The organism is Hymenobacter ruricola, assembly GCF_015694525.1.
Taxonomy (GTDB): Bacteria; Bacteroidota; Bacteroidia; order Cytophagales; family Hymenobacteraceae; genus Hymenobacter; species Hymenobacter ruricola.
Genome location: NZ_JADQDM010000022.1, coordinates 55,985 through 74,705, shown reverse-complemented (window position 1 = coordinate 74,705; position 18,721 = coordinate 55,985). Strand labels below are relative to the sequence as shown.

Below are 18,721 nucleotides of genomic sequence, written 5' to 3'. Positions count from 1 at the left end.
AGTTGGATGCCCATTTTTTGGCCTTTATTCATTTGGCTGCAACCGTTCTCTGGTTGCGCGACTGTTAACACCTCCTAATTACTTCGGCACGCGAGATGTCTCGACCAGCTCGACATGACGTTCTGATTTTTGGCGTTCTACTCTTCCGCCCCTCCCTTACCGCGCCGGGTCGGCCACAAACCAGAAGTCGCCGGAGTCGTTGAGGTTGTGGCCTTCGGCCTTGCCGCGCGTGGCGGCGTCGCCGGCATAGTAGTACAGCGGGTGGCCGTTGTAGACGAGCTGCTCGCGGTTGCCGTCGCGGACGAGGGTGGTGAACTTGCTGGCCACCAGGGTAGAAGGCATGGCGGGCTTGCCCATGTATAGGGCCGGCCAGATGGCCGCGCAGCCGCCGGTGCAGTTGGTGGCCAGGGTGCTGGGGCTGGCGCCGTCCTTGGCGAAGTAGTAGAGCGTCCGCCCGTTGACGTCGGTCAGGAAGGTTTTGGCCGAGGACGTGTCGGTGGTTTTGTCCACCACGTTTTTGCTGGCCAGCACCACGCCGTAGTCGGGGTTGAGCACGTGCCAGATGCCGCCGATGCCGTTGCCGCCGGTGGCCCCGGGCGCCTCGCGGGTGTACACGCCCGCCGTGGCCGGGGCGTAGTAATAGAGCGGCCAGCCTTTGTAGGTGGTTTGCGGGCGGCCGTCGGCGGTGGTTTTGGTGGCGAAGTCGGCCGCGTTCAGGGCCTTGGGCACCTTGATGTTGGCTTCGTAGTACACGGGCCACAGCGGCAGGCAGGTGGCACTGGTACAGGTGTTGGCCCCGTCGATGTCGCGGGCGAAGAAGTAGAGCGTGTTGCCGTTGGCATCGGTGAGGTAGGTGCCGAGGGTGGCCGAATTGGCCAGCTTCACGTTGGCCACGGCGTCCTGGTCGACGGCGGGCTCGGAGTCTTTTTTGCAGCCGGCCAAGCCGGCGCCAAGCGAAACCAGAAGCGCAAGGCCCAGGCCGATAGCCCGGAAGCGCGTCAGAAAAGAATGTGCCGAATGCGTCATAAAAGTGGTTGGTTAAGAAGCTGAATGGGTGAAGAATGAAGTCGGAACAGCTCGTTTTTTGGCACGAGAAATCCTGGCCCGTGCCTGGCTGGCCGGGAGTATCGGGCCAGGCAGAGTGCCGGACCAATGAAAAAGGGGCATAAAAGCCAGCCGGCAGGTGAGCGGACAGCGGAAGCCGGCGCCAACTTCCGGCCGCCCGTTCACGGGCCAGCCGCCGTCTCATTGCGCGGCTCTGGGTGAGTCAGGCGCGCTGGGGCCGGGGGCTTTACCTTCTACTCGGCTTGAGGCGGCAAAGGGTTGGCTGGGCGTGGCCAAATGTTTCGCAGGCCGCCCAAGCGCGCCGGGCAGGCGGCTGGCTAATAATATAGAATGTGCCGGAATCTTAGCAAACGCGGCGGTGTTGTGGGCTCAAAGCGTGCTTCCCAAACTGATTAGCCTCAACTATTTTTCTTATTGCTGACAAATACCTGATTTACAGCAATAAAATTTACCAATATTTTTGGCTTTTTTGGCACGTTTCTTTCTACCTTTGGGTTGTATTACAGAACATCAGTTGGACACATTAAAACACCCCACCGCCATGAACGAGGCCACCAAAACCACCAAGGACGTTACCAAAAAAGTCAAAGTCGAGAGCTTCGATATCAGCCGCTCCGACGAAACGCTGGATTTGGCGAAGGACCTCGCTAAGTTCATCAAGGAAAACAAGCTCACCACGAACGTGCAGGGCAAGGAGTTCGTGAACGTGGAAGGCTGGCAGTACGCCGGCTCGCGCCTGGGCATCGTGCCCATCGTGGAGCACGTCATCAACGTGAGCTCGCCCGAGGAAATGAAGTACCAGGCCAAGGTCACGCTGTTTGACCTGCGCCACAACGCCACCGTGGGCGCCGGCTTCGCCGTGTGCTCGAACAAGGAGAGCGGCAAGAAATTCTACCAGGAGTTTGCCATCATGAGCATGGCGCAGACCCGCGCCATCGGCAAAGCTTACCGCAACTGCCTGGCCTGGATAATCCGCGCCGCTGGCTACGAGCCCACGCCTGCTGAGGAGATGGACTACAACACCAACACGCCTGCCGCTGCGCCGGCTCCGGCGGCTGCTGTGGCCCAGGCCGTGCCCGCCATGCAGGTAGTGCCCACCGAGCCCGCGGCTCCGGCCGTGGCCGCAGAAGCTGCCGTTGCCCCCGTGCAATACGCCACGGCGGCGCAGAAAGAGGAAATCATCCGCTTGCTGAACCACCCGGTCATCACCCGCCCGGAGAAGACCAAGATGCTGCTCAACATCAACCGCCTCGACGAGGAGCGCGCCGTGCAGGCCATCGCCAAGCTGCGCAAAGCCATCGACGACCGCGAGAACGGCGAGAAAGCCGCTGCTTAATCAACTTTGCTTCTATTTCTGCCAGCCCGGCGCCGCAAGGTGCCGGGCTTTTTTTGTGGCTTTGGTTTTACTACTGCTTTTTAATTCTTTGCCTTCACAGCGGCTGTGTTGTTATCCATTTCCCAGTCGAACAACAGGTGATTGGGGTCAATGCCAGCCCGGGCGGGCTCGCCGGGCACCGTCACAGTGATTAGCTGCTTTCCGGAGTGTATTCGGTGCTTTTGCAGGTAGAGCAGATGGGTTAACTGCCCTTCCTTCTTGGCGGGGGCAAAAACGCCAATTTCCACCCAGTCATTCATGGGCGCGTCAGTCTCAGCACCTTTGGCATCAATTACCAGCTTGCGCGCCTGCACGTCCAGCGTCACCTGCCAGTTTCCGGCGGTGGTTTTTTGGGCCGTGGTTTCCTTGGTTTCCAACTCCCAAAAGGTATTCGCCGCAAATAAGTCGTGCAGCAGGTAGTGGAGCGAATCCGGGGTTGTGGCTCGTAGTTCCCGGTACAGGTCGAGCGGGGTCGGCAGCGGGGGTGTTCCCGAACCGTGTTTGGCGAGCAGGCGGCGCAGGGCGGCGTGCACCGGCTCTTGGCCGGTATATTCCCGCAGCGCATACATGGCCAGCGGGCCCTTGCGGTAGTACTGGACCCGGTCGGTTGCCTGTAGCAAAGGCTCGGCGGCCCGCGCCCGGGGGCTCAGAAAATCATCGCGCATCATGTCGAGGAGTCGAAGCAGTTGCTCGCGCCCTTGCGTGGCTTCCACGACTTCCAGGGCCGAGTACCAGGCCAGGCTCTCGGTGAGCAGCGCCGCCCCGCCGACCTGGGCCGGCGCCAGTTGGTGGCCCCACCAGTGATGCGCCACCTCATGCGCCACCGTTGCCGACGGCAAGTCCACGCCCCGCGGGTCCTGGTCGGCATTGAGCCGGGCAAATCCTTCCTCGAAAGTGATATTTGTGGGGTAGGCAAACAGGGTTTTGCGGTCGCCGGCCACTTCCACGAACCGCAGTTGACGGTGCAGATAGGGGCCGAACTGCCGGGTCAGGTAGCCGAGTGCGTACTGCGCCGCGCGGACCATCCGCTCCACGTTCAGGGTGTGCCCTGGGTGGTGGAGGACTTGTATCTCGGTATCGTGCCACTTGGCCTGACGCACAGCGTAGGCAGCGGAGAAGAAGGCGTAGCTGTTTTTGATGGGCGCGTCGGTAGCGTAGTGAAAGTAGCGCCGGCCGGCCGTGGCCCACGTCTTGCGCAGCGTGCCGGGCGCCACGGCCGTCTGCCCGTCGTCGGTGCCCACGATGGTTTCAACCAGCACCTGCTCTTGCCCCGAAACGTGTTGGAGCGCGATGGGGTCGTCAAGGGGCGTCACCTCCGGTCGCGGGGCCAGGCCGTGTAGTTGCCGCTGCCTCGCGTCGCGAAACTCGCGGCTCCGCTGGTAGCCCAGGCTGGGAAGCCAGCCGCCGTCCACATACGTGCCGTTCGGCACCACGGACGCGGCCAGCTCGTGGCGGCTGAAGCCCTGCGGGGCAAAGGCTACTTCGAAGCTGAGCTGCAACGAGTCGCCCGGCAGCAGGGGCTTCGCCAGCACATAAATCCGATGCCCGAGCTCATTGTCGATAACGGCCGGTCTGGCCGGCAGGTTGAAAGCCAACGCACGGGTTTCGACTCCCGGGGTGGTTGCTACCTGAATTGAGTCGATAGGTGAACGAGCCTGGTTTACCAGAAAACAGGTTCCGCGGACCTCCACCGCTCGGCGCTGGGGATAAAGCTCCACGCGCAGGCGGGTAGCAGTGGTAAGGGGCTGCGGGGCGCCCACGTACCGACCGTACTTGCGCTCGTACTCGGCTCGCCAGCCTTCCTCGTCGGCGGGGGCTGGGCTGGCGCCCGGCGCGGGCAGGTTGCGAACGAGCAGGCCGCCAATGGTTAGCAAGAGGGCGCCGGCTACCGCCGTGGTTGCGGCGGTGCGGCGGGTGAGGCGCCGCCGGGCCACGCGGAGCCGCGGCCTCAGGGCCCGCTCCGGGCCCCGCGGCCAGAATAGCCGTGCCACCACAGCAAGCAGCAGCGCCCATGCGGCCCAATAGGCCTTAAAGAGCAGCCACGGCCCGACAAACGGTTCAAAGCCCCGAATGTCCGAATACGACCAGCCCAGGTCCGAGCCGTAAACCAGCAGCCCGGGCTCGATGCCGAACTGCGGCCCAAAAGTCGTTACCACGTATGCCAGTGTGGAGAGCAGATGGGCCACATATTTTTGGTCGACCACGACGTGCAGCGCGAAGGCCAGCACCGTAAACAGGAGGTAATCGACGAGCCGGAGGCCCAAGAGAACCTGCGCGTACAGCCCCAACTCGAAGTGGTAGTACCCCAGGCGCACCTGCACGAGCATCGCGGTGGCCACCAGCAAGGCCTGCGCGGCAACGAGCCCAAGCGTCAGCCCCGTAAACTTGCCGGCGAAGCTCACCCACACCGGCACGGGCGCCGCCCCGGCAATCCCGCCCAGGCCCGCTTCCCGCTCCCGCCACACCAGCTCGCCCACGTAGTACACAATGAGCAGCGGAATGACCAGCCACATGCCGTGGTTGGCGCTGTTTTCCAGAATGTTGGCCCACAGCCCGGTGGTGGGTAGCTCCGGCACGTCGTAATATTCTGAGAACCACAGGGGGCCGGTCAGGAACACAAAGGCCGCGAGGGCAGCAACCCCAAGGCCGCCCCAGCCCGTCACAATCAAGTGAAACGATTCCTTCGCGATGGTAAACACCTGCACCGCGCGGGAACCGGGCCCGAATGCCTGCCGGACCGGCGCGGATGCAATCGGGGCACTCCGGACGATTGCTGTTTCGGGAGGTAGCTCGGAGGGTCCTCCTTGGCGAACGGCCCGGCGACTGCGTTCGGCGAGGTGCGCGAGCCGGAAGCGGAAATACGTGAATGCCAGCAGACCCAGGGCCACGCTCAGCCACACTAGGCGGTTGACGAGCATGGCCGGCTGCAGGCCGACTAGTAGTGTATTCTTCTCGCGGGCCGTCCAAACGTCCGAGAGTTCGGCCAGCACGGTAAGCCCCAGCGGGTCCGTCAGCTTGGCGAGGGCCCAGTTTCCCTGGTGCACGGCAACTAACTGCCAGCTAACCACCGCGGCAAACAAGAAGAATATGCCCCCCAGGTAGCTCACCACACCGCGCCGGCCGAAAACGGCCGCGGAAAACATGAACGCCACTGCAATAACTGCATTTGGCAGTGCCAGCAGAAAATAGGCGCTGAGGTACGAGGCCAGCCGCGTGGGCCCCAGCAAGTCGGCGTGCTCCCCGGGCAGGAGCGCAGCAGCCAGCAAGCCCGCTGGAATGGCGCTCAGCAGCAGGGCGCCGAGCGCCACGGCGGCGAGAAACCGGCCGCCGAGGTAGGCGCCTTTGCCGACGGGGGTAGTGTAGAGGAGGGGGTGCATCCGCGTTTCCACGTCCCGGGCCGCGGCGCCGCCCGCAAACGCCGCCAGCGCCAGCAGCCCCATTACGCACGCCACCAGCGTGACCTGCGCGGCCGCAAAGGGCGCGTTGAGGTAGTAACCACCGACCAGTGCTTCGTTGACGAAAACCTGGCGGGCCATGAGAAACGAGAGCCCCAGCAGCAGCGCGAAGTAGAACCACGTCGAAACGCGGCGCAACTGGTAGGCAACTTCGTAGTAAAATATCTTCCAGAGCTTCATGAGGTTGCCGCCCCTCCTTCCTGCGCCGAGGTTGGGTGGTAGTGCCCGGCCATGGTGGTGAAGTACACGTCTTCCAGGTCGGGTGGCACCGCTTCAAAGCCCGCCCCGGGCGCTGCTTCGCCGTACACCCGCACCACGGTGCGCCCCCCCAGCAGCCGGGTGGAGATGATGGCGTGAACTTGCGCCAGCGCCGGCAGAGCCGATTTTTCCACCACGCTGCGCCAAACCTTCCCCCTTATTCTTTCGATGGCTCGCAGCGGCTCAGCTTCGAGCAGAATCTGCCCCTGGTTGATGATGGCCATGTTGGTGCACAACTCAGCTACGTCTTCCACAATGTGGGTGGAGAGAATGACCACGCTGTTTTCGCCCAGCTCGCTGAGCAAATTGAGGAAGCGCACCCGCTCGGCCGGGTCCAGGCCGGCGGTGGGCTCGTCCACTATCAGCAGTTTGGGGTTGCCCAATAGCGCTACGGCTACGCCAAAGCGCTGCTTCATGCCGCCGGAAAAGCCCCCCAGTTGCTGCCGGCGCACGTCCCACAGGTTGGTTTGCCGGAGCAGGGCTTCCACCACTTCCCGCCGCGCCGCGCGCTGGGTAATGCCCTTGAGCACCGCGAAATAATCGAGCAAATCTTCCGCTTTTGCTTTCGGATAAACGCCAAACTCTTGAGGCAGATAGCCTAACGTCTCGCGCACCTTTTCCTTTTGGCCCAGCACATCCAGGCCCGCTAGCTGGATGCTGCCTTCGTCGGGTTCCTGCAGGGTGGCCAGGATGCGCATCAGGGTGGATTTGCCGGCCCCGTTGGGCCCCAGCAGGCCATACAGCCCAGCCGGAACAGTGAGGGATATGCCCTGGAGGGCCCTGACCCCGTTGGGGTAGGTTTTGGAGACGTTGCTAATGGTTAAATTCATTTTAGAGCTCCTTTTAGGCTGGTAATCTTAGGGCCCGTGCCGAATGCCGAGGCATAAACGCCGCCTCAACGGGCGCTGGGGCAGGCTGCGCGGCAGCAGCTTTTTTGGCAACTGCTTTGGGCATGCTGATGAAATGAGCTACTAGCCGGCCCGGCGCTTTTCGTCCTCAGCGCCGCCCGTGCGGCGGCGCGTGGGGGTGACTTTGCTGTTGCCGAAGCGGTAGGAAAAGGAGAGCGTGACCAGGCGCGAGTCGCGGCGCTGCCGGAAGGTTTCCGAATAGTCGTTGTAGGTAGATGTCACGCGGGAAACCTGCGTGTAGAACAGGTCGGCGCCGCTCAGCTTGAGGGTGGCTTTGCCGTCCAAAATGGCTTTTTGTACCCCGGCCGCGACTTCGCCGATGGGGTATTGCACCAGAAAGCCGTACACGAAGCGCGAGTCGTAGCGGCCGTTCAGCTCCGCGCTCCACCCCTTGCCGAAGGTGAAGGAGTGGTTCATGGTTGCCTCTAGCGTGAGGCCGCTGCGGTTGAGGTTGGTGCCGGCCAGCTCGCCGGTGAACCGGTTGACGTACACCACGGCGTTGGCGTACACCGTCCACCACTTGGCCACCTCCACGGGGGCCGTGAGGGTGAGGCCGAGGTAGTGCTGCTGGCCGAGGTTGCGCACGGTGGACAGCACCGTGCTGTCGGTTTCGAGCTCGAACACGCTGACGATGGGGCGGCTGGTCAGGCTATAGCTCAGGGTCAGGCTGTATTTCTGCCGGAAGGTATGGGTCAGGTCGGCGTTGTAGCTGGTTTGGGGCAGCAGCGCGGGGTTGCCGCTGGCAAAGGTGGTGCGGTCGGTGATGGCGCGGAAGGGGTTCAGCTGCGTGTACGTGGGCCGGTCGATGCGCCGGCTGAGCGCAAAGCTCGTTTCGTGCTGCTCCGAGAAGGTGCGCTTGAGGGCCACGCTGGGAAACAGCTGCAGGTAGCGCCGGGTGAAATCCTTGAACTCCACTTCGCGCTCCTGCCGGCCCACGGTGGTGGTGTGCTCGGCGCGCAGGCCCGCCGTGAGCGTGAGGCCGGGCCGCGTGCGGGTGAGGGTGAAGTAGGCGGCCTGGATGTTTTCCTCGTATTGAAACCGGTTGGAGCGGCCGAAGTCGAACTGCTGGTTCGTGAAAAAGCGCAGGTCGTTGTCGGTGCTCACCTGGCTGATTTTCGCGCCGGCTTCCAGGCGGACCTGTGGGCCGAGGGGCTGGCTGTAGTCCACCTTGGCCGAGCGCAGCGTGATGCCGCCGCCCTGGAGGCTGCTGTTCTGGTCCAGCGGCGCATCCTGTAGTGTGTACGTCTTCAGCAGGTTGTCGCGGTCGGCGGTGTAGTGGCCGTAGTCCAGGTCGGCGCTGAGCTCGCGCGTGCCCACCGAATCGTCGAACACGTGGCGCAGGTTCAGGTTGGCGGTGGCGTTGGTCAGGTAGCGGTTCGAGTAGTTGGTGGAGTAGTAGGCTTCCGTGGTGCCTTGGGTCAGGTCGCGCACCACGGCCGCGTTCAGGCCGTTCACCACGGCCCGGTTGGTGGCGCCGTTGCCCAGCACGCCCAGGGTCGTGCGCTTCGACAGGTAGTAGTCCATGCCGGCCTTCCAGCTTTGCACGCGCACGTTGTTGGGCAGGTGGTTGTCCTGGTCCGATTGCGCCGCCAGCTGGCTGCCGTCGGTGGTGGCCCGGTAAAAGTTGCGGTGAATCACCAGGTCCGTCACGCCGGTGCGGTCGCCGTAGTTATAAGAACCGAACAGGTTGAGTTTCTGGTGGCGGTGGTTCAGACTCAGCCCGCCGGTGTACTTGCTGTAGGGGCTGTAGCTGTAGCTGCCGTTCACCGTGCCGTTGGTGCCCTGGCGCTGGTCCTTCTTCAGGTTAATCGCAATGATGCCCGCGCCGCCCTGGGCGTCGTACTTGGCGGGCGGGTTGGTTATCAGCTCGATGTTTTTGAGCTGCTCCGCCGGCAGGGCGCGCAGGTAGTCGGCCAGCTCGGCGCCGCTCATGGGCTGGCGCTTGCCGTCGATGAGCACCAGCAGGCCTTGCTTGCCACGCAGGGCCAGGTTGTCGTTGGCGTCCACGCTCACGCCGGGGGCGCGGCGCAGCACGTCCAGGCTGGTGTTGCCGGCCGCCAGCGTCGAGCCTTCCACGTTCACGATGGTGCGGTCGGCTTCGCGCTCGTACAGCGGCGGCTTGCCCACCACCGTCACCTCCTGCAGCTGCGTGGCCGCGCTGGTAGCCAGCTGCAACACCGGCAGCTCCACCACCGCCCGGCCGGCTTCAAACGGCGGCGACCACCGCCGGTCGAACCCCACCTGGGCCGCCGACACCACGTAGCGCCCCGCTGGCGCCGACTCAAACTGAAATGCGCCCTTGTCGTCGCTAAACTCGGTTTTGACCACGGTAGAGTCCGCCGCCCGGTGCAGGGTCACCGTGGCGTACTCCACCGGCAAGCCGGCCGGGGTTTGCACGGCGCCGCGCACGCCCGCCGGGGCTTGAGCCTGGGTCCCCTGCGCCACCGGCAGTAAGATGAGAAGCAGCCCGCAACGGGATGGGGCCGGAAGAAGGTGCAGAAAAGAGGACTTTAGCATGAAAATAAGGTTCAGAAAAGCAGAAAAGGTGGGCAAGGCAAGGACACTCGCAGGAGCCGGCGCTGATACAGCGAAGCCGTCTACTGCGGGAGACAAGTGGGGGAAGGGCCGGAGCCATTTGGCCGGGCGGCGTCCGGTTATTTTTGACGAATAATGGCGACCAGGGCAGGGTCGCGCCCGGCGAAATATTCCCGGCCGGTCAGCTCGGCCCGGAGGCGGGGCGTGAGGTCCGGCACCGCCAAATCCAGGTACAGGTAAGGCGCCAGCTCGGGGTGCGGCGCGGGCGAGTAGCCATGAAACCGGTCGGCGTAGTGCAAATCCAGGCCCGAGTTGGGCAAGGTCAGGTTGCCGCCTTCGGCCCAAAAATCCAGCGAGTCGCCCACCGGTGCGCCCACCACCACGGCCCCCGCCTGCCGCAGCTGCGCCGCGTGAAACAGGCCCGCCGAAAACGTGGCCGGCCCGGTCACGACGTACAGCCCGGCCCCGCGTTCCTTAGCCACAGCGGCCAGCTGCCCGAAAAACGCCTGCGCCACCTGCAGGTTGCCGCCGGTGTTGAGGCGCAGGTCTACCACGGCTTTGGCCACGGGGCGGGCCCGCAACTCGGCCAGCACCTGGGCCCCGAAGGCCTCAAAGGTTTCGGTGCCGGGCTGGTTGCCGGCGCGGTTGTACTGCACATACAGGAGCTTCTCGGCCGGCAGGTAGTGCTGCCAGTAGTAGCGCTGCGGCCGGCACAGGTAGAGCGGCAACTGGGTCGAGTCGTTGGGCAGGGCGCTCTGCCAGGTGGCGCCGCGGCCCGGATGGCCCGGCATCAGGTCCCACCACGCTTCCAGGGGCTGGCGCGAAGGCGTGAGCGGCAGCGGCAGCAGTTGGGTCGTGAGGCGCTTGCCAGCGCGGGTGCGCACTTCCAGAGGTGTATTTCCATCGGCACCCGCCAGGCCCAGCCCTTGCAGAATCTCGGGGCTGGTAAGCGTGTAGGTGCTCATGTAGTCCTTCCAGCCCGCGCTGCCGGCGTAGAGCGGCGCCACCCGCCGGCGCAGGGCGTCGGGCGGCTGGCCGGCCAGCCGCCCGACTTTGGCTCCCAGTAGGGCCGCGTGCTCGGGCGTGGTCTTGACCACGTACAGGCCATCGGCAAACCACCACAGCCGCACGGGGTAGCGGCGCAGTACGCTGCGGTTGCGCAGCAGGTAGAGCCGGGTATGAGCATTGCCGCTCGACGCCACGGCCGCCGCCAAACCCACCAGCAGCTGCGGCGAAGTCTTCAGCGCTGCCGAGTCGCGCAGGTTGGTGACGCGGGTGCGGAACCGGGCCGCGGCGGCAGGACTAAAGGTTTTATCGCGCAACAGGAACGAGTCCAGTACCACCTGCAGGTCTTGCCGCCACTGAGCGGGCGTGAGCGAAACCTGCGCATGGCCGGGCGGGGCTGCCCCGAGCGCAACCGCCAGCAGGAGCAGCCGGGGCAAAAGAAAGCGGTTCATTTGATGCAGAAAAAGAGGTGAGGTAATCAGGAAAGACCAAATGATGAGGCGAATAGATGCCTTGCGACAACCGCCGCCTACCGGCCGGCGCGGTTTACTTCGTCGAGGTCGCTGGCGCGGCGCTTGGTGTCGAACTTTTCGCCCCGGGCAAACTTGTAGCGCACGCTCAGGCGCACGGCCTGCTCGCCGCGGTACTGCGCGAATTCGTTGAGGTTGCCCGCCTGGCGGTACACGCCCCCGATTTGGCGGGAGCGAAACACGTCCGTCACGCTCAGGCTGGCCTCCAGCTGGTCTTTGGCAAAGGCGCGTTTCAAACCTGTGTCGACCCACGCAATGCCCCGCACCCGGTACACGCCGTAGATGCCGGGCCCCACGTAGCTGCCGTTCACTTCGAGGCGCAGTTTGGCCGGTAGCTGCACGGTGTGGGTGGTTTGGGCGAAGAGGCTCAGGCGGCCGTTGCGCACGCCCTGTCCGTTCAGCTCGGTGCTCACCCGCTCGTAGGTGCCGGTCAGCACGTTGGTGGTTTGCCACTTGGCCATCAGGCGCCACGGCGCCGAAAGCGTGGCGTTGAAGGTTTCAAACCGGCTGAGGTTCTGCTGCTGAAACACGGTGAGCGTGTCGCGGGTATTCTGCAGCGGAATCTGAGCCATGTAATCCCGGGTGTTGGCGTAGCCCACCGTCAGATTATACTGCGACTTCCAGGTTTGCACCACCTGCAGGGAGGTAGTGTATTGGGGCCGTAGATTCGGGTTCCCCTTCACCACCGAGTACGGGTCCAGAAAAATCACGAAGGGGTTCAGCTCCTCGTAGCGGGGCCGGTCGATGCGGCGGTTGCACTGGTAACTGATTTGATACTGTGGCGACACCGTTTGCTGCACAAACAGGCTGGGGAACAGGTTGAGGTAGCGGCGCTCGTTCGTTTGGCTGAGCGTGCGGGAGGTGCCCTGGCTGTGGGTCTGCTCGGCGCGCAGGCCCGCTTCCACGCTCCAACGCTCGGACAGCGTGTGCGTCACGGTTGCGTAGGCCGCGTAGATGTTTTCCTGATAAATAAAATGGTTGGTACGGCCCAGGTCGGGCAAGGACTTCTCGGCCACCACGGTAAAAAACCGCAGGTCATTATCCGAAACTACCTGGCTGATTTTGGCGCCAGCTTCCAGCTTGGTGGCTCGCGTCAGGGGCCGCACCAGGTCCAGCTTGGCGGCGTAGATGTCGTAGTTCACCGGGTTGTCGCTGGTCAGCAGTTGGTCGCGCACCGCACCGGTTTCCCGCCGAATGTGGTTGGCGAAGGTGTTGCCGACCGCGCTGTTGAGGTTGACATAATTCAGGTCGAGGGCCAGCGTGGTGCCGGCCGTATCGAGCTGGCCGAGGTAGTGCAGGTTGGCGGTGTGGCTGCGCAGCTCGGAGGTGGTGCGGGTGAGGGCGTCGATGAATTGATTGGTGGCCGCCTGGTCGGAGCGCAGGCTGGTGGCGGTGCCCAGGTCGCGGGCCTGGTCGGCGCGCACCACGTACAGCATGCCGCCCAGCGTGTGGCCGGGCCGCACGGCCCAGTCGGTGCCCAGGCGCAGCGCGGGCGAGTTGCGGAAACCTTCTTCCCGCCCGGTCTGGTCGAACAGCAGCCCCTGGCTGACGTCCGAAAACACCCGCGTGAAAGCCAGCGTCCGCAGCGTGGGCCGGCGCGAAAAGTCCAGGTTGCCAAAGGAATTCCAGGCGCCGCGCTTGTAGTTCAGCGTGCCGCCCGTGGAGTAGCCCGCCAGGCCGTTGTACTGCGCGCCCGCGTTCACGCTGCCGTTGAGGCCGCTCACGGTGTTTTTCTTCAGCGTAATGTTTATCAGCCCGCCCGTGCCAGCAGCGTCGTACTTGGCCGAGGGCGAGGTGATGAGTTCCAGGGTTTTGAGGTTATCGGCCGCCATGGATTGCAGCAGGCTTTGCAGCTCCTTGGCCGAGAGGTAGGTGAGCTTGCCGTCGAGCATGACCTGCGCGCCCGCCTTGCCGTTGAGCTGAATGGCGCCATCGGGGTCGATGAACACGCCCGGCGCCCGGGCCAGCACATCGTAGGCGGTGTTGCCGGCCGCCAGGGCCGTGCCTTCCACGTTCACCACCAGCCGGTCGGCATGCTGCTCAATGGTCGGCTTCATTCCCTGCACCACCACTTCTTTCAGCGCCTGGGCTTCGGGTCGCAATTGGACAGTGCCAAAATCGTGACCCTGGCCGGGGGCTGCCACACCGATGGGTCCGGATTGCCAGCGGCGGTAGCCCAGCGCCGTCACGCGCAGCCGGTAGGTGCCCGAGGCCGGCGCGGACAGCGCAAACCGCCCGCTGCCGTCGGCCACGCCGCCCGCCACGAAGGCCGAATCGGCGGCGCGCACCAGCACGGCGTTGGCGAAGGGCAGAGCCTGGGCTTTTTCGTCGGTGACCAGCCCGGTGAAAGAGCCGGTGGTTTGGGCCTGGCACAGGCGCTGCCCGGCCCCGAGCAGGAGCAGCAGCAACAGCGCTTTCGTGAGCAAAGAAGTAGGAACAGGCATACGATAGGCCAGGCGGCCGTAGGCTGGTGGGTTGCTCTCCGGGCAAGAACGGCGTTGCCTGCGGCGGCCGGAGGAGAGCCGGAACGGGCTGCTGGGCAGGTTGCTGGCAAAAGAAACCCATCGTTTGCCGCGGCGGGACGGCGTTCGACACCTGCCCGGATTTATTCGACATCCGGGCTGCTCGGGCAGGTTTCCGGCGTTGCGCAACGTGTCGAATATCCCCGCCCACCTGTCGAATAATTGGGCCGGGTGCGCCGAAGCCCTGCGCTCAGCCGGTACTTTTAAGCGACTTCTTGCTCCTTGCCGCTTATGCTTGACTTTCTCCGCCGCCACCGGGTCGTGCTGCTGCACGTCTCGTTTTGGGGGCTGTACTTCTCGTGGTACGTCTACCAGTTTCGGGCCGAGTACAGCTGGCTGGCTTCGGTGGGATACACGGGGCTGTCCATCGTGCTCTACTTGCCGCTGGTGTATTTCAACTACTTCGGGCTACTGCCGCGCTGGCTGCGCCACCAGCGCACCGGCCGCTACCTGCTCGAATTTGCGGCGGCCTTCCTGCCGGCCCTGGCGCTGCGGGTGTACGTGCTCTGGCACTTTGCCCCGGCCAATGTGTCGCCCGATTATCTATACTCGCCCCTCTACGTGCTGGGGCTGGGCGTCAGCATGCTCTTCATCGCGGCGTTCGTCAGCATGCTGCGATTTGCAGTGGGCTGGTTCGAGCTGGAAGCCAGAGCCAAGACGCTGGAAAACGCCCAGCTCACGGCCGAGCTGCAGCTGCTCAAGGCCCAAATCAACCCGCACTTTCTGTTCAATACCCTCAACAACCTGCAGTACCTGGCCTACATGCAGTCGCCGCACACGCCGGAGGGCATTGCCCGGCTGGGCCAGATGATGCGCTACATGATTTACGACTCCAACCACCCCGAAGTGGCCCTGAGCGAGGAGCTGGAGTACATGCAGAACTACATCAGCCTGGAACAGCTGCGCCTGAACAACCCCAACGCCATTGCCTTCGAGGTGGCCGGCCCAGTGGCCGCGCAGCAAATCGCGCCGCTCATTTTGGTAAGCTTCCTTGAAAATGCGTTCAAGCACGGCCTGGCCACCCACGGCAACGGCTGGGTGCGCGTGCGGGTGGAGCTGGAGGGCAGCCGCTGCGACTACACGGTGACCAACAGCCGGCCGGCCACGCTGTCGCCGCCGAAAAAATACTCCGGCGCGGGCCTGCAGAACGTGCGCCGCCGCCTGGCCCTGAGCTACCCCGGCCGCCACTCGCTGCAGATTGACGAACTGCCCGAGGAGTACCGGGTTCACCTGCGTTTGGCGCTCTCATGAAACTCACCTGCCTGATTCTCGACGACGAACCCCTGGCCCGCGAGCTGCTGGTGGAGTTCATCAAAAAAGTGCCATACCTGCACGTGCAGGCCACCTGCGCCAGCGCCCTGGAGGCCATGGAAGTACTGCGCGCCGTGCCCGTCGACGTGCTGTTTCTCGACGTGCAGATGCCCGACCTCACCGGCCTGGAGCTGCTGCGCCTGCTGCCGCGCAAGCCGCTGGTGGTCCTCACCACGGCGTATTCCCGGTATGCGCTGGAAAGCTACGAGTTCGACACGGTCGACTACCTGCTCAAGCCCTTCACGCTGGAGCGCTTTCTGCGCGCCGTGGAAAAAGTGCGGGCCCGCGCACACCTCGCCGAGCCGGAAGTGGCCGCGGGGCGGAGCAGCTCCCCATTCCTGTTCGTGAAAGACGGCGTGAAGCTGGTCAAGGTGCGCTGGGTCGATATTCTCTATGTCGAAGGCCTGCGCGACTACGTGGCCATCCACACCCGCGACCAGAAAATTGTGAGTTTGCAGCGGCTCAAGGTGCTGGAGCAGCAACTGCCCGCCGAGCAGTTCGTGCGCATCCACCAGTCGTTCATCGTCAGCCTGGAAGGCATTCAGGCCATTCACAAAGACAAGGTGCAGGTTGGCGAGCGTTTTCTGCCCATCAGCGACTCTTACCGCAAACACTTTAAGGAATTCATCGACCGCAACTTCCTGCAAACGGACTGATGCAGGGAGCTTGGCACTCCTGCCAATGGGCCGAGCGGATGCGTGCGTCGGCGGCCGGACAAGTACAGAGCGCGGCTACGCGCCCGTTGGTTCGCCGGCCTGAACTTGTGCGGGGCATCGGGGTTATGGTCACAGTTTATGGTGGGCGGCCCCGGCAGTGAGCCGGCGCTGCCCGATAAACCCGCCGATACCTTCACCTCAACAAGTTCTATTCAGATGAAATTCACCCTTTTCCTTGCGGCCGCGCTGGCTGCCTTCTCGGTGCAGGCGCAGGCCCAAACCGCCGCGGCTCCGCGCGCGGCCGCCGACCAGATTGCCACCAAGAAAGGCCCGCTCACGCTGCAGCCCATCACCCACGGCAGCGTGGTGCTGACCTGGGGCGGCAAAACCATTTACGTGGACCCCTACGGCGGCGCTGAGGCCTACGCCGGGCTGGCCGCGCCCGACGTCATCCTCATCACCGACATTCACGGCGACCACCTGGACCCGAAAACGCTGGCGGGCCTTTCCGTGGGCAAAGCGCTGATGGTGGTGCCCAAAGCCGTGGCCGAAAAGCTGCCGGCTGAGTACAAAGCGCAGGTGCGCGTCCTCGGCAACGGCCAGAAGCTCGACACGCTGGGCCTGCGCGTGGCGGCCATTCCGATGTACAACCTGCCCGAAGCGGCCGACGCGCCCCACCCCAAAGGCCGCGGCAACGGCTATGTGCTGACCCTGGGCGGCAAAAACGTCTACCTCTCGGGCGACACCGAGGACACGGCCGAAATGCGCGCCCTCAAGAACATCGACGTGGCCTTTGTGTGCATGAACCTGCCCTACACCATGGACGTGAACCAGGCCGCGCAGGGCGTGCTGGCCTTCCAGCCCGGCATTGTGTACCCCTACCACTACCGGGGCCAGAACGGCCTAAGCGACGTGGCCAGCTTTAAAAAGCAAGTGACTGCCGCCAACAAAAAGATTGACGTGCGGCTGCGCAACTGGTACCCGGCGGGCAAGTAAGCCACCCGAACACCCTCCACCGAAGCGTCCTGCTGGGCCCTGGCTTGGCAGGACGCTTTTGCGTAGCCCGGGCGCTGTTTGGATTTTCGGCGGCTGTATCTTCGCCGCATGCCCTCTCCTCCTACCGAAATGTCGCCCCTGGCCCTGCTGCGTGAGCACTGGGGGCACACGTCCTTTCGGCCGGGGCAAGAGGACATCATCACCTCCGTGCTGGCGGGGCAGGACACGCTGGCGCTGCTGCCCACCGGCGGCGGCAAGAGCATCTGCTTCCAGGTGCCGGCCCTGGCGCGGCCGGGTATTTGCATCGTGGTGTCGCCGCTCATTGCCCTGATGAAAGACCAGGTGGACAACCTGCGCAAGCGCGGGCTGAAGGCCGAAGCCATCTACGCCGGCATGAGCCACCAGGAAATCGACCACGCGCTGGACAACTGCGTGTACGGCCGCCACGTGAAGTTTCTGTACGTGAGCCCCGAGCGGCTGCTCACCGACCTGTTTCAGGTGCGGGTGGCGAAGATGAACGTGGGCCTGCTGGCCGTGGACGAGGCGCACTGCCTCTCGCAGTGGGGCTACGATTTCCGGCCGCCCTACCTGCGCATTGCGGAGCTGCGCGAGAAGCTGCCGCCGGATGTGCCGGTCATCGCCCTCACGGCCACGGCCACGGCCCAGGTGCAGGCCGACATCGTGGAGAAGCTGAAGTTTCGGGAAGGCTCGCGGGTGTTTCGGCAGAGCTTTGCGCGGCCCAAACTGTCGTACTCGGTGCTGCACACGGAAGACAAGCTGCGCCGGCTGCTGGAAGTGGTGCGCGGCGTGGGGCCCGGCAAAACCGGCATCGTGTACGCCCGCACGCGGCGGCAGACGGAAGACACGGCCGCGTTTCTGCAGCAGCACCGGTTTCCGGCCGCGGCGTACCACGCCGGTTTGCCCGCGGAAAAGCGCACGAAGGTGCAGCAGGACTGGATTGCCGACAAAATCCGCCTCATCGTGGCCACCAACGCCTTTGGCATGGGCATCGACAAGCCCGACGTGCGCCTCGTGGCCCACCTCGACGCGCCCGACACGCTGGAAGCCTACTACCAGGAAGCCGGGCGCGCCGGGCGCGACGAAAAAACCGCTTTCGCCGTGCTGCTGGCCGGACCCAACGACGCCGACGAGCTGCGCCGCCGCACCAATCAGTCGTTTCCGCCGCTCGATACGGTGAAGCGCGTGTACCAGGCGTTGGCCAACTACTCGCGCACGGCGGTGGGCGGGGGCGAGTTGGCGGCGTTTGAATTCGACATCCAGCAGTTTGCCGAAACCTACCGCATCAAGGCCGTGGACGCGCACAACTCGCTTCGGATTTTGCAGCGCGAAGGCTTTGTGCAGCTCAACGAGGCCGTGAACCAGCCGGCGCGGGTGCACCTGATACTCAACCACCAGGATTTGTACGCCTTTCAGGTAGCCAACGCCCAGCACGACTTGCTGATAAAGGCCCTGCTGCGGCTGCACGGCGGGGAGCTGTTTTCCGACTTCCAGACCATTTCGGAGAATGCGCTGGCCACGCACTTGCGCCGCAGCGTGGTGGAGGTGCGCCAGCAACTGCGCTACCTGCACACGGCGGGCATCCTGCACTACCAGCCGCGGCAGGAGTCGCCGCAGGCGATGTTCACCACGCCGCGCTACGACGCGCCCAAGCTGCCCCTCGACCAGGTGAAAATGACGGCCGCCCGCGACCTGGCCCGTTCCAAAACCAACGCCGTGGGCCAGTACCTGGGCGGCACGCGCTGCCGCCAGATTCTGCTGCTCACGTATTTTGACGAAACCGACCCGGCCCGCTGCGGCGTGTGCGACATTTGCCTGGCCGAAAAAAAAGCGGCTCAGGTTGCGGCCGAATCGCCTTCGCTGCGGGAGCCGGTGTTGGCGCAGGTGCGGCAACAGCCGCTGTCGCCGCGGGAGCTGCTGGCGGCGTTTCCGCCCCGGGATGCGGCAGCGGTGACGGCCGCCGTGCGCGAAATGGTGGACCGGGGCGAGCTGGCCTATGCGGCCGATGGGCGGCTGGTGCTGCCGGCTGGTTAGCCTTAAACAGAACGTCATGCTGAGCTTGTCGAAGCATCTCGCGTGCTGAAGTA

Annotated in this window: 11 protein-coding genes; 5 read left to right on the top strand and 6 right to left on the bottom strand. The window is 64.4% G+C overall.

What is annotated here, in order from left to right; all coding sequences use genetic code 11:
* Window positions 1-156 precede the first annotated feature (156 nt).
* Entirely contained in the window at window positions 157-1,026 is an 870-nt protein-coding gene (locus tag I2H31_RS23445; RefSeq protein WP_196295496.1) for a hypothetical protein, read from the bottom strand.
* Between the two features lie 580 nt (window positions 1,027-1,606).
* Here I2H31_RS23445 and I2H31_RS23440 point away from each other — a divergent pair.
* Complete coding sequence (locus tag I2H31_RS23440; protein ID WP_196295495.1) at window positions 1,607-2,401, top strand: hypothetical protein; 795 nt, start codon at window positions 1,607-1,609, stop codon at window positions 2,399-2,401.
* A gap of 80 nt (window positions 2,402-2,481) precedes the next feature.
* Here I2H31_RS23440 and I2H31_RS23435 read toward each other — a convergent pair whose 3' ends face one another.
* From I2H31_RS23435 to I2H31_RS23415, 5 genes are all read right to left on the bottom strand, one after another.
* On the bottom strand, window positions 2,482-6,075 hold the full coding sequence (locus I2H31_RS23435; RefSeq protein WP_196295494.1) for an ABC transporter permease/M1 family aminopeptidase: 3,594 nt from the start codon (window positions 6,073-6,075) through the stop codon (window positions 2,482-2,484).
* Window positions 6,072-6,983, bottom strand: a complete 912-nt coding sequence (locus tag I2H31_RS23430) for an ABC transporter ATP-binding protein (RefSeq protein WP_196295493.1) — start codon at window positions 6,981-6,983, stop codon at window positions 6,072-6,074. Before I2H31_RS23430 ends, I2H31_RS23435 begins: the two co-directional genes overlap by 4 nt.
* 141 nt (window positions 6,984-7,124) lie before the next feature.
* Complete coding sequence (locus tag I2H31_RS23425; protein WP_196295492.1) at window positions 7,125-9,578, bottom strand: TonB-dependent receptor; 2,454 nt, start codon at window positions 9,576-9,578, stop codon at window positions 7,125-7,127.
* Window positions 9,579-9,715: 137 nt separating this feature from the next.
* The gene (locus I2H31_RS23420; RefSeq protein ID WP_196295491.1) at window positions 9,716-11,053 is read right to left on the bottom strand and encodes a S41 family peptidase; all 1,338 of its coding nucleotides are present in this window, start codon (window positions 11,051-11,053) and stop codon (window positions 9,716-9,718) included.
* Window positions 11,054-11,130: 77 nt separating this feature from the next.
* Entirely contained in the window at window positions 11,131-13,557 is a 2,427-nt protein-coding gene (locus I2H31_RS23415) for an outer membrane beta-barrel family protein (protein ID WP_196295490.1), read from the bottom strand.
* 327 nt (window positions 13,558-13,884) lie between these two features.
* Between I2H31_RS23415 and I2H31_RS23410 the strand changes: the two genes are divergently transcribed.
* From I2H31_RS23410 to I2H31_RS23395, 4 genes are all read left to right on the top strand, one after another.
* The gene (locus tag I2H31_RS23410) at window positions 13,885-14,904 is read left to right on the top strand and encodes a sensor histidine kinase (protein ID WP_196295489.1); all 1,020 of its coding nucleotides are present in this window, start codon (window positions 13,885-13,887) and stop codon (window positions 14,902-14,904) included.
* The gene (locus I2H31_RS23405) at window positions 14,901-15,620 is read left to right on the top strand and encodes a LytR/AlgR family response regulator transcription factor (protein WP_196295488.1); all 720 of its coding nucleotides are present in this window, start codon (window positions 14,901-14,903) and stop codon (window positions 15,618-15,620) included. The genes I2H31_RS23410 and I2H31_RS23405 overlap by 4 nt, the downstream gene beginning before the upstream one ends.
* Window positions 15,621-15,836: 216 nt before the next feature.
* Window positions 15,837-16,616 (top strand): MBL fold metallo-hydrolase, encoded by a 780-nt coding sequence (locus tag I2H31_RS23400; RefSeq protein ID WP_196295487.1) that lies wholly within the window; start codon window positions 15,837-15,839, stop codon window positions 16,614-16,616.
* A 108-nt stretch (window positions 16,617-16,724) separates the two neighbouring features.
* Complete coding sequence (locus I2H31_RS23395) at window positions 16,725-18,668, top strand: RecQ family ATP-dependent DNA helicase (protein WP_230688016.1); 1,944 nt, start codon at window positions 16,725-16,727, stop codon at window positions 18,666-18,668.
* Window positions 18,669-18,721 lie beyond the last annotated feature (53 nt).

What these genes read in the sequence shown, in the direction of transcription:
- I2H31_RS23445 (WP_196295496.1), bottom strand. Translation starts at nt 1,026, where the DNA reads ATGACGCATTCGGCACATTCTTTTCTGACGCGCTTCCGGGCTATCGGC.
- I2H31_RS23440 (WP_196295495.1), top strand. Translation starts at nt 1,607, where the DNA reads ATGAACGAGGCCACCAAAACCACCAAGGACGTTACCAAAAAAGTCAAA.
- I2H31_RS23435 (WP_196295494.1), bottom strand. Translation starts at nt 6,075, where the DNA reads ATGAAGCTCTGGAAGATATTTTACTACGAAGTTGCCTACCAGTTGCGC.
- I2H31_RS23430 (WP_196295493.1), bottom strand. Translation starts at nt 6,983, where the DNA reads ATGAATTTAACCATTAGCAACGTCTCCAAAACCTACCCCAACGGGGTC.
- I2H31_RS23425 (WP_196295492.1), bottom strand. Translation starts at nt 9,578, where the DNA reads ATGCTAAAGTCCTCTTTTCTGCACCTTCTTCCGGCCCCATCCCGTTGC.
- I2H31_RS23420 (WP_196295491.1), bottom strand. Translation starts at nt 11,053, where the DNA reads ATGAACCGCTTTCTTTTGCCCCGGCTGCTCCTGCTGGCGGTTGCGCTC.
- I2H31_RS23410 (WP_196295489.1), top strand. Translation starts at nt 13,885, where the DNA reads ATGCTTGACTTTCTCCGCCGCCACCGGGTCGTGCTGCTGCACGTCTCG.
- I2H31_RS23405 (WP_196295488.1), top strand. Translation starts at nt 14,901, where the DNA reads ATGAAACTCACCTGCCTGATTCTCGACGACGAACCCCTGGCCCGCGAG.
- I2H31_RS23400 (WP_196295487.1), top strand. Translation starts at nt 15,837, where the DNA reads ATGAAATTCACCCTTTTCCTTGCGGCCGCGCTGGCTGCCTTCTCGGTG.
- I2H31_RS23395 (WP_230688016.1), top strand. Translation starts at nt 16,725, where the DNA reads ATGCCCTCTCCTCCTACCGAAATGTCGCCCCTGGCCCTGCTGCGTGAG.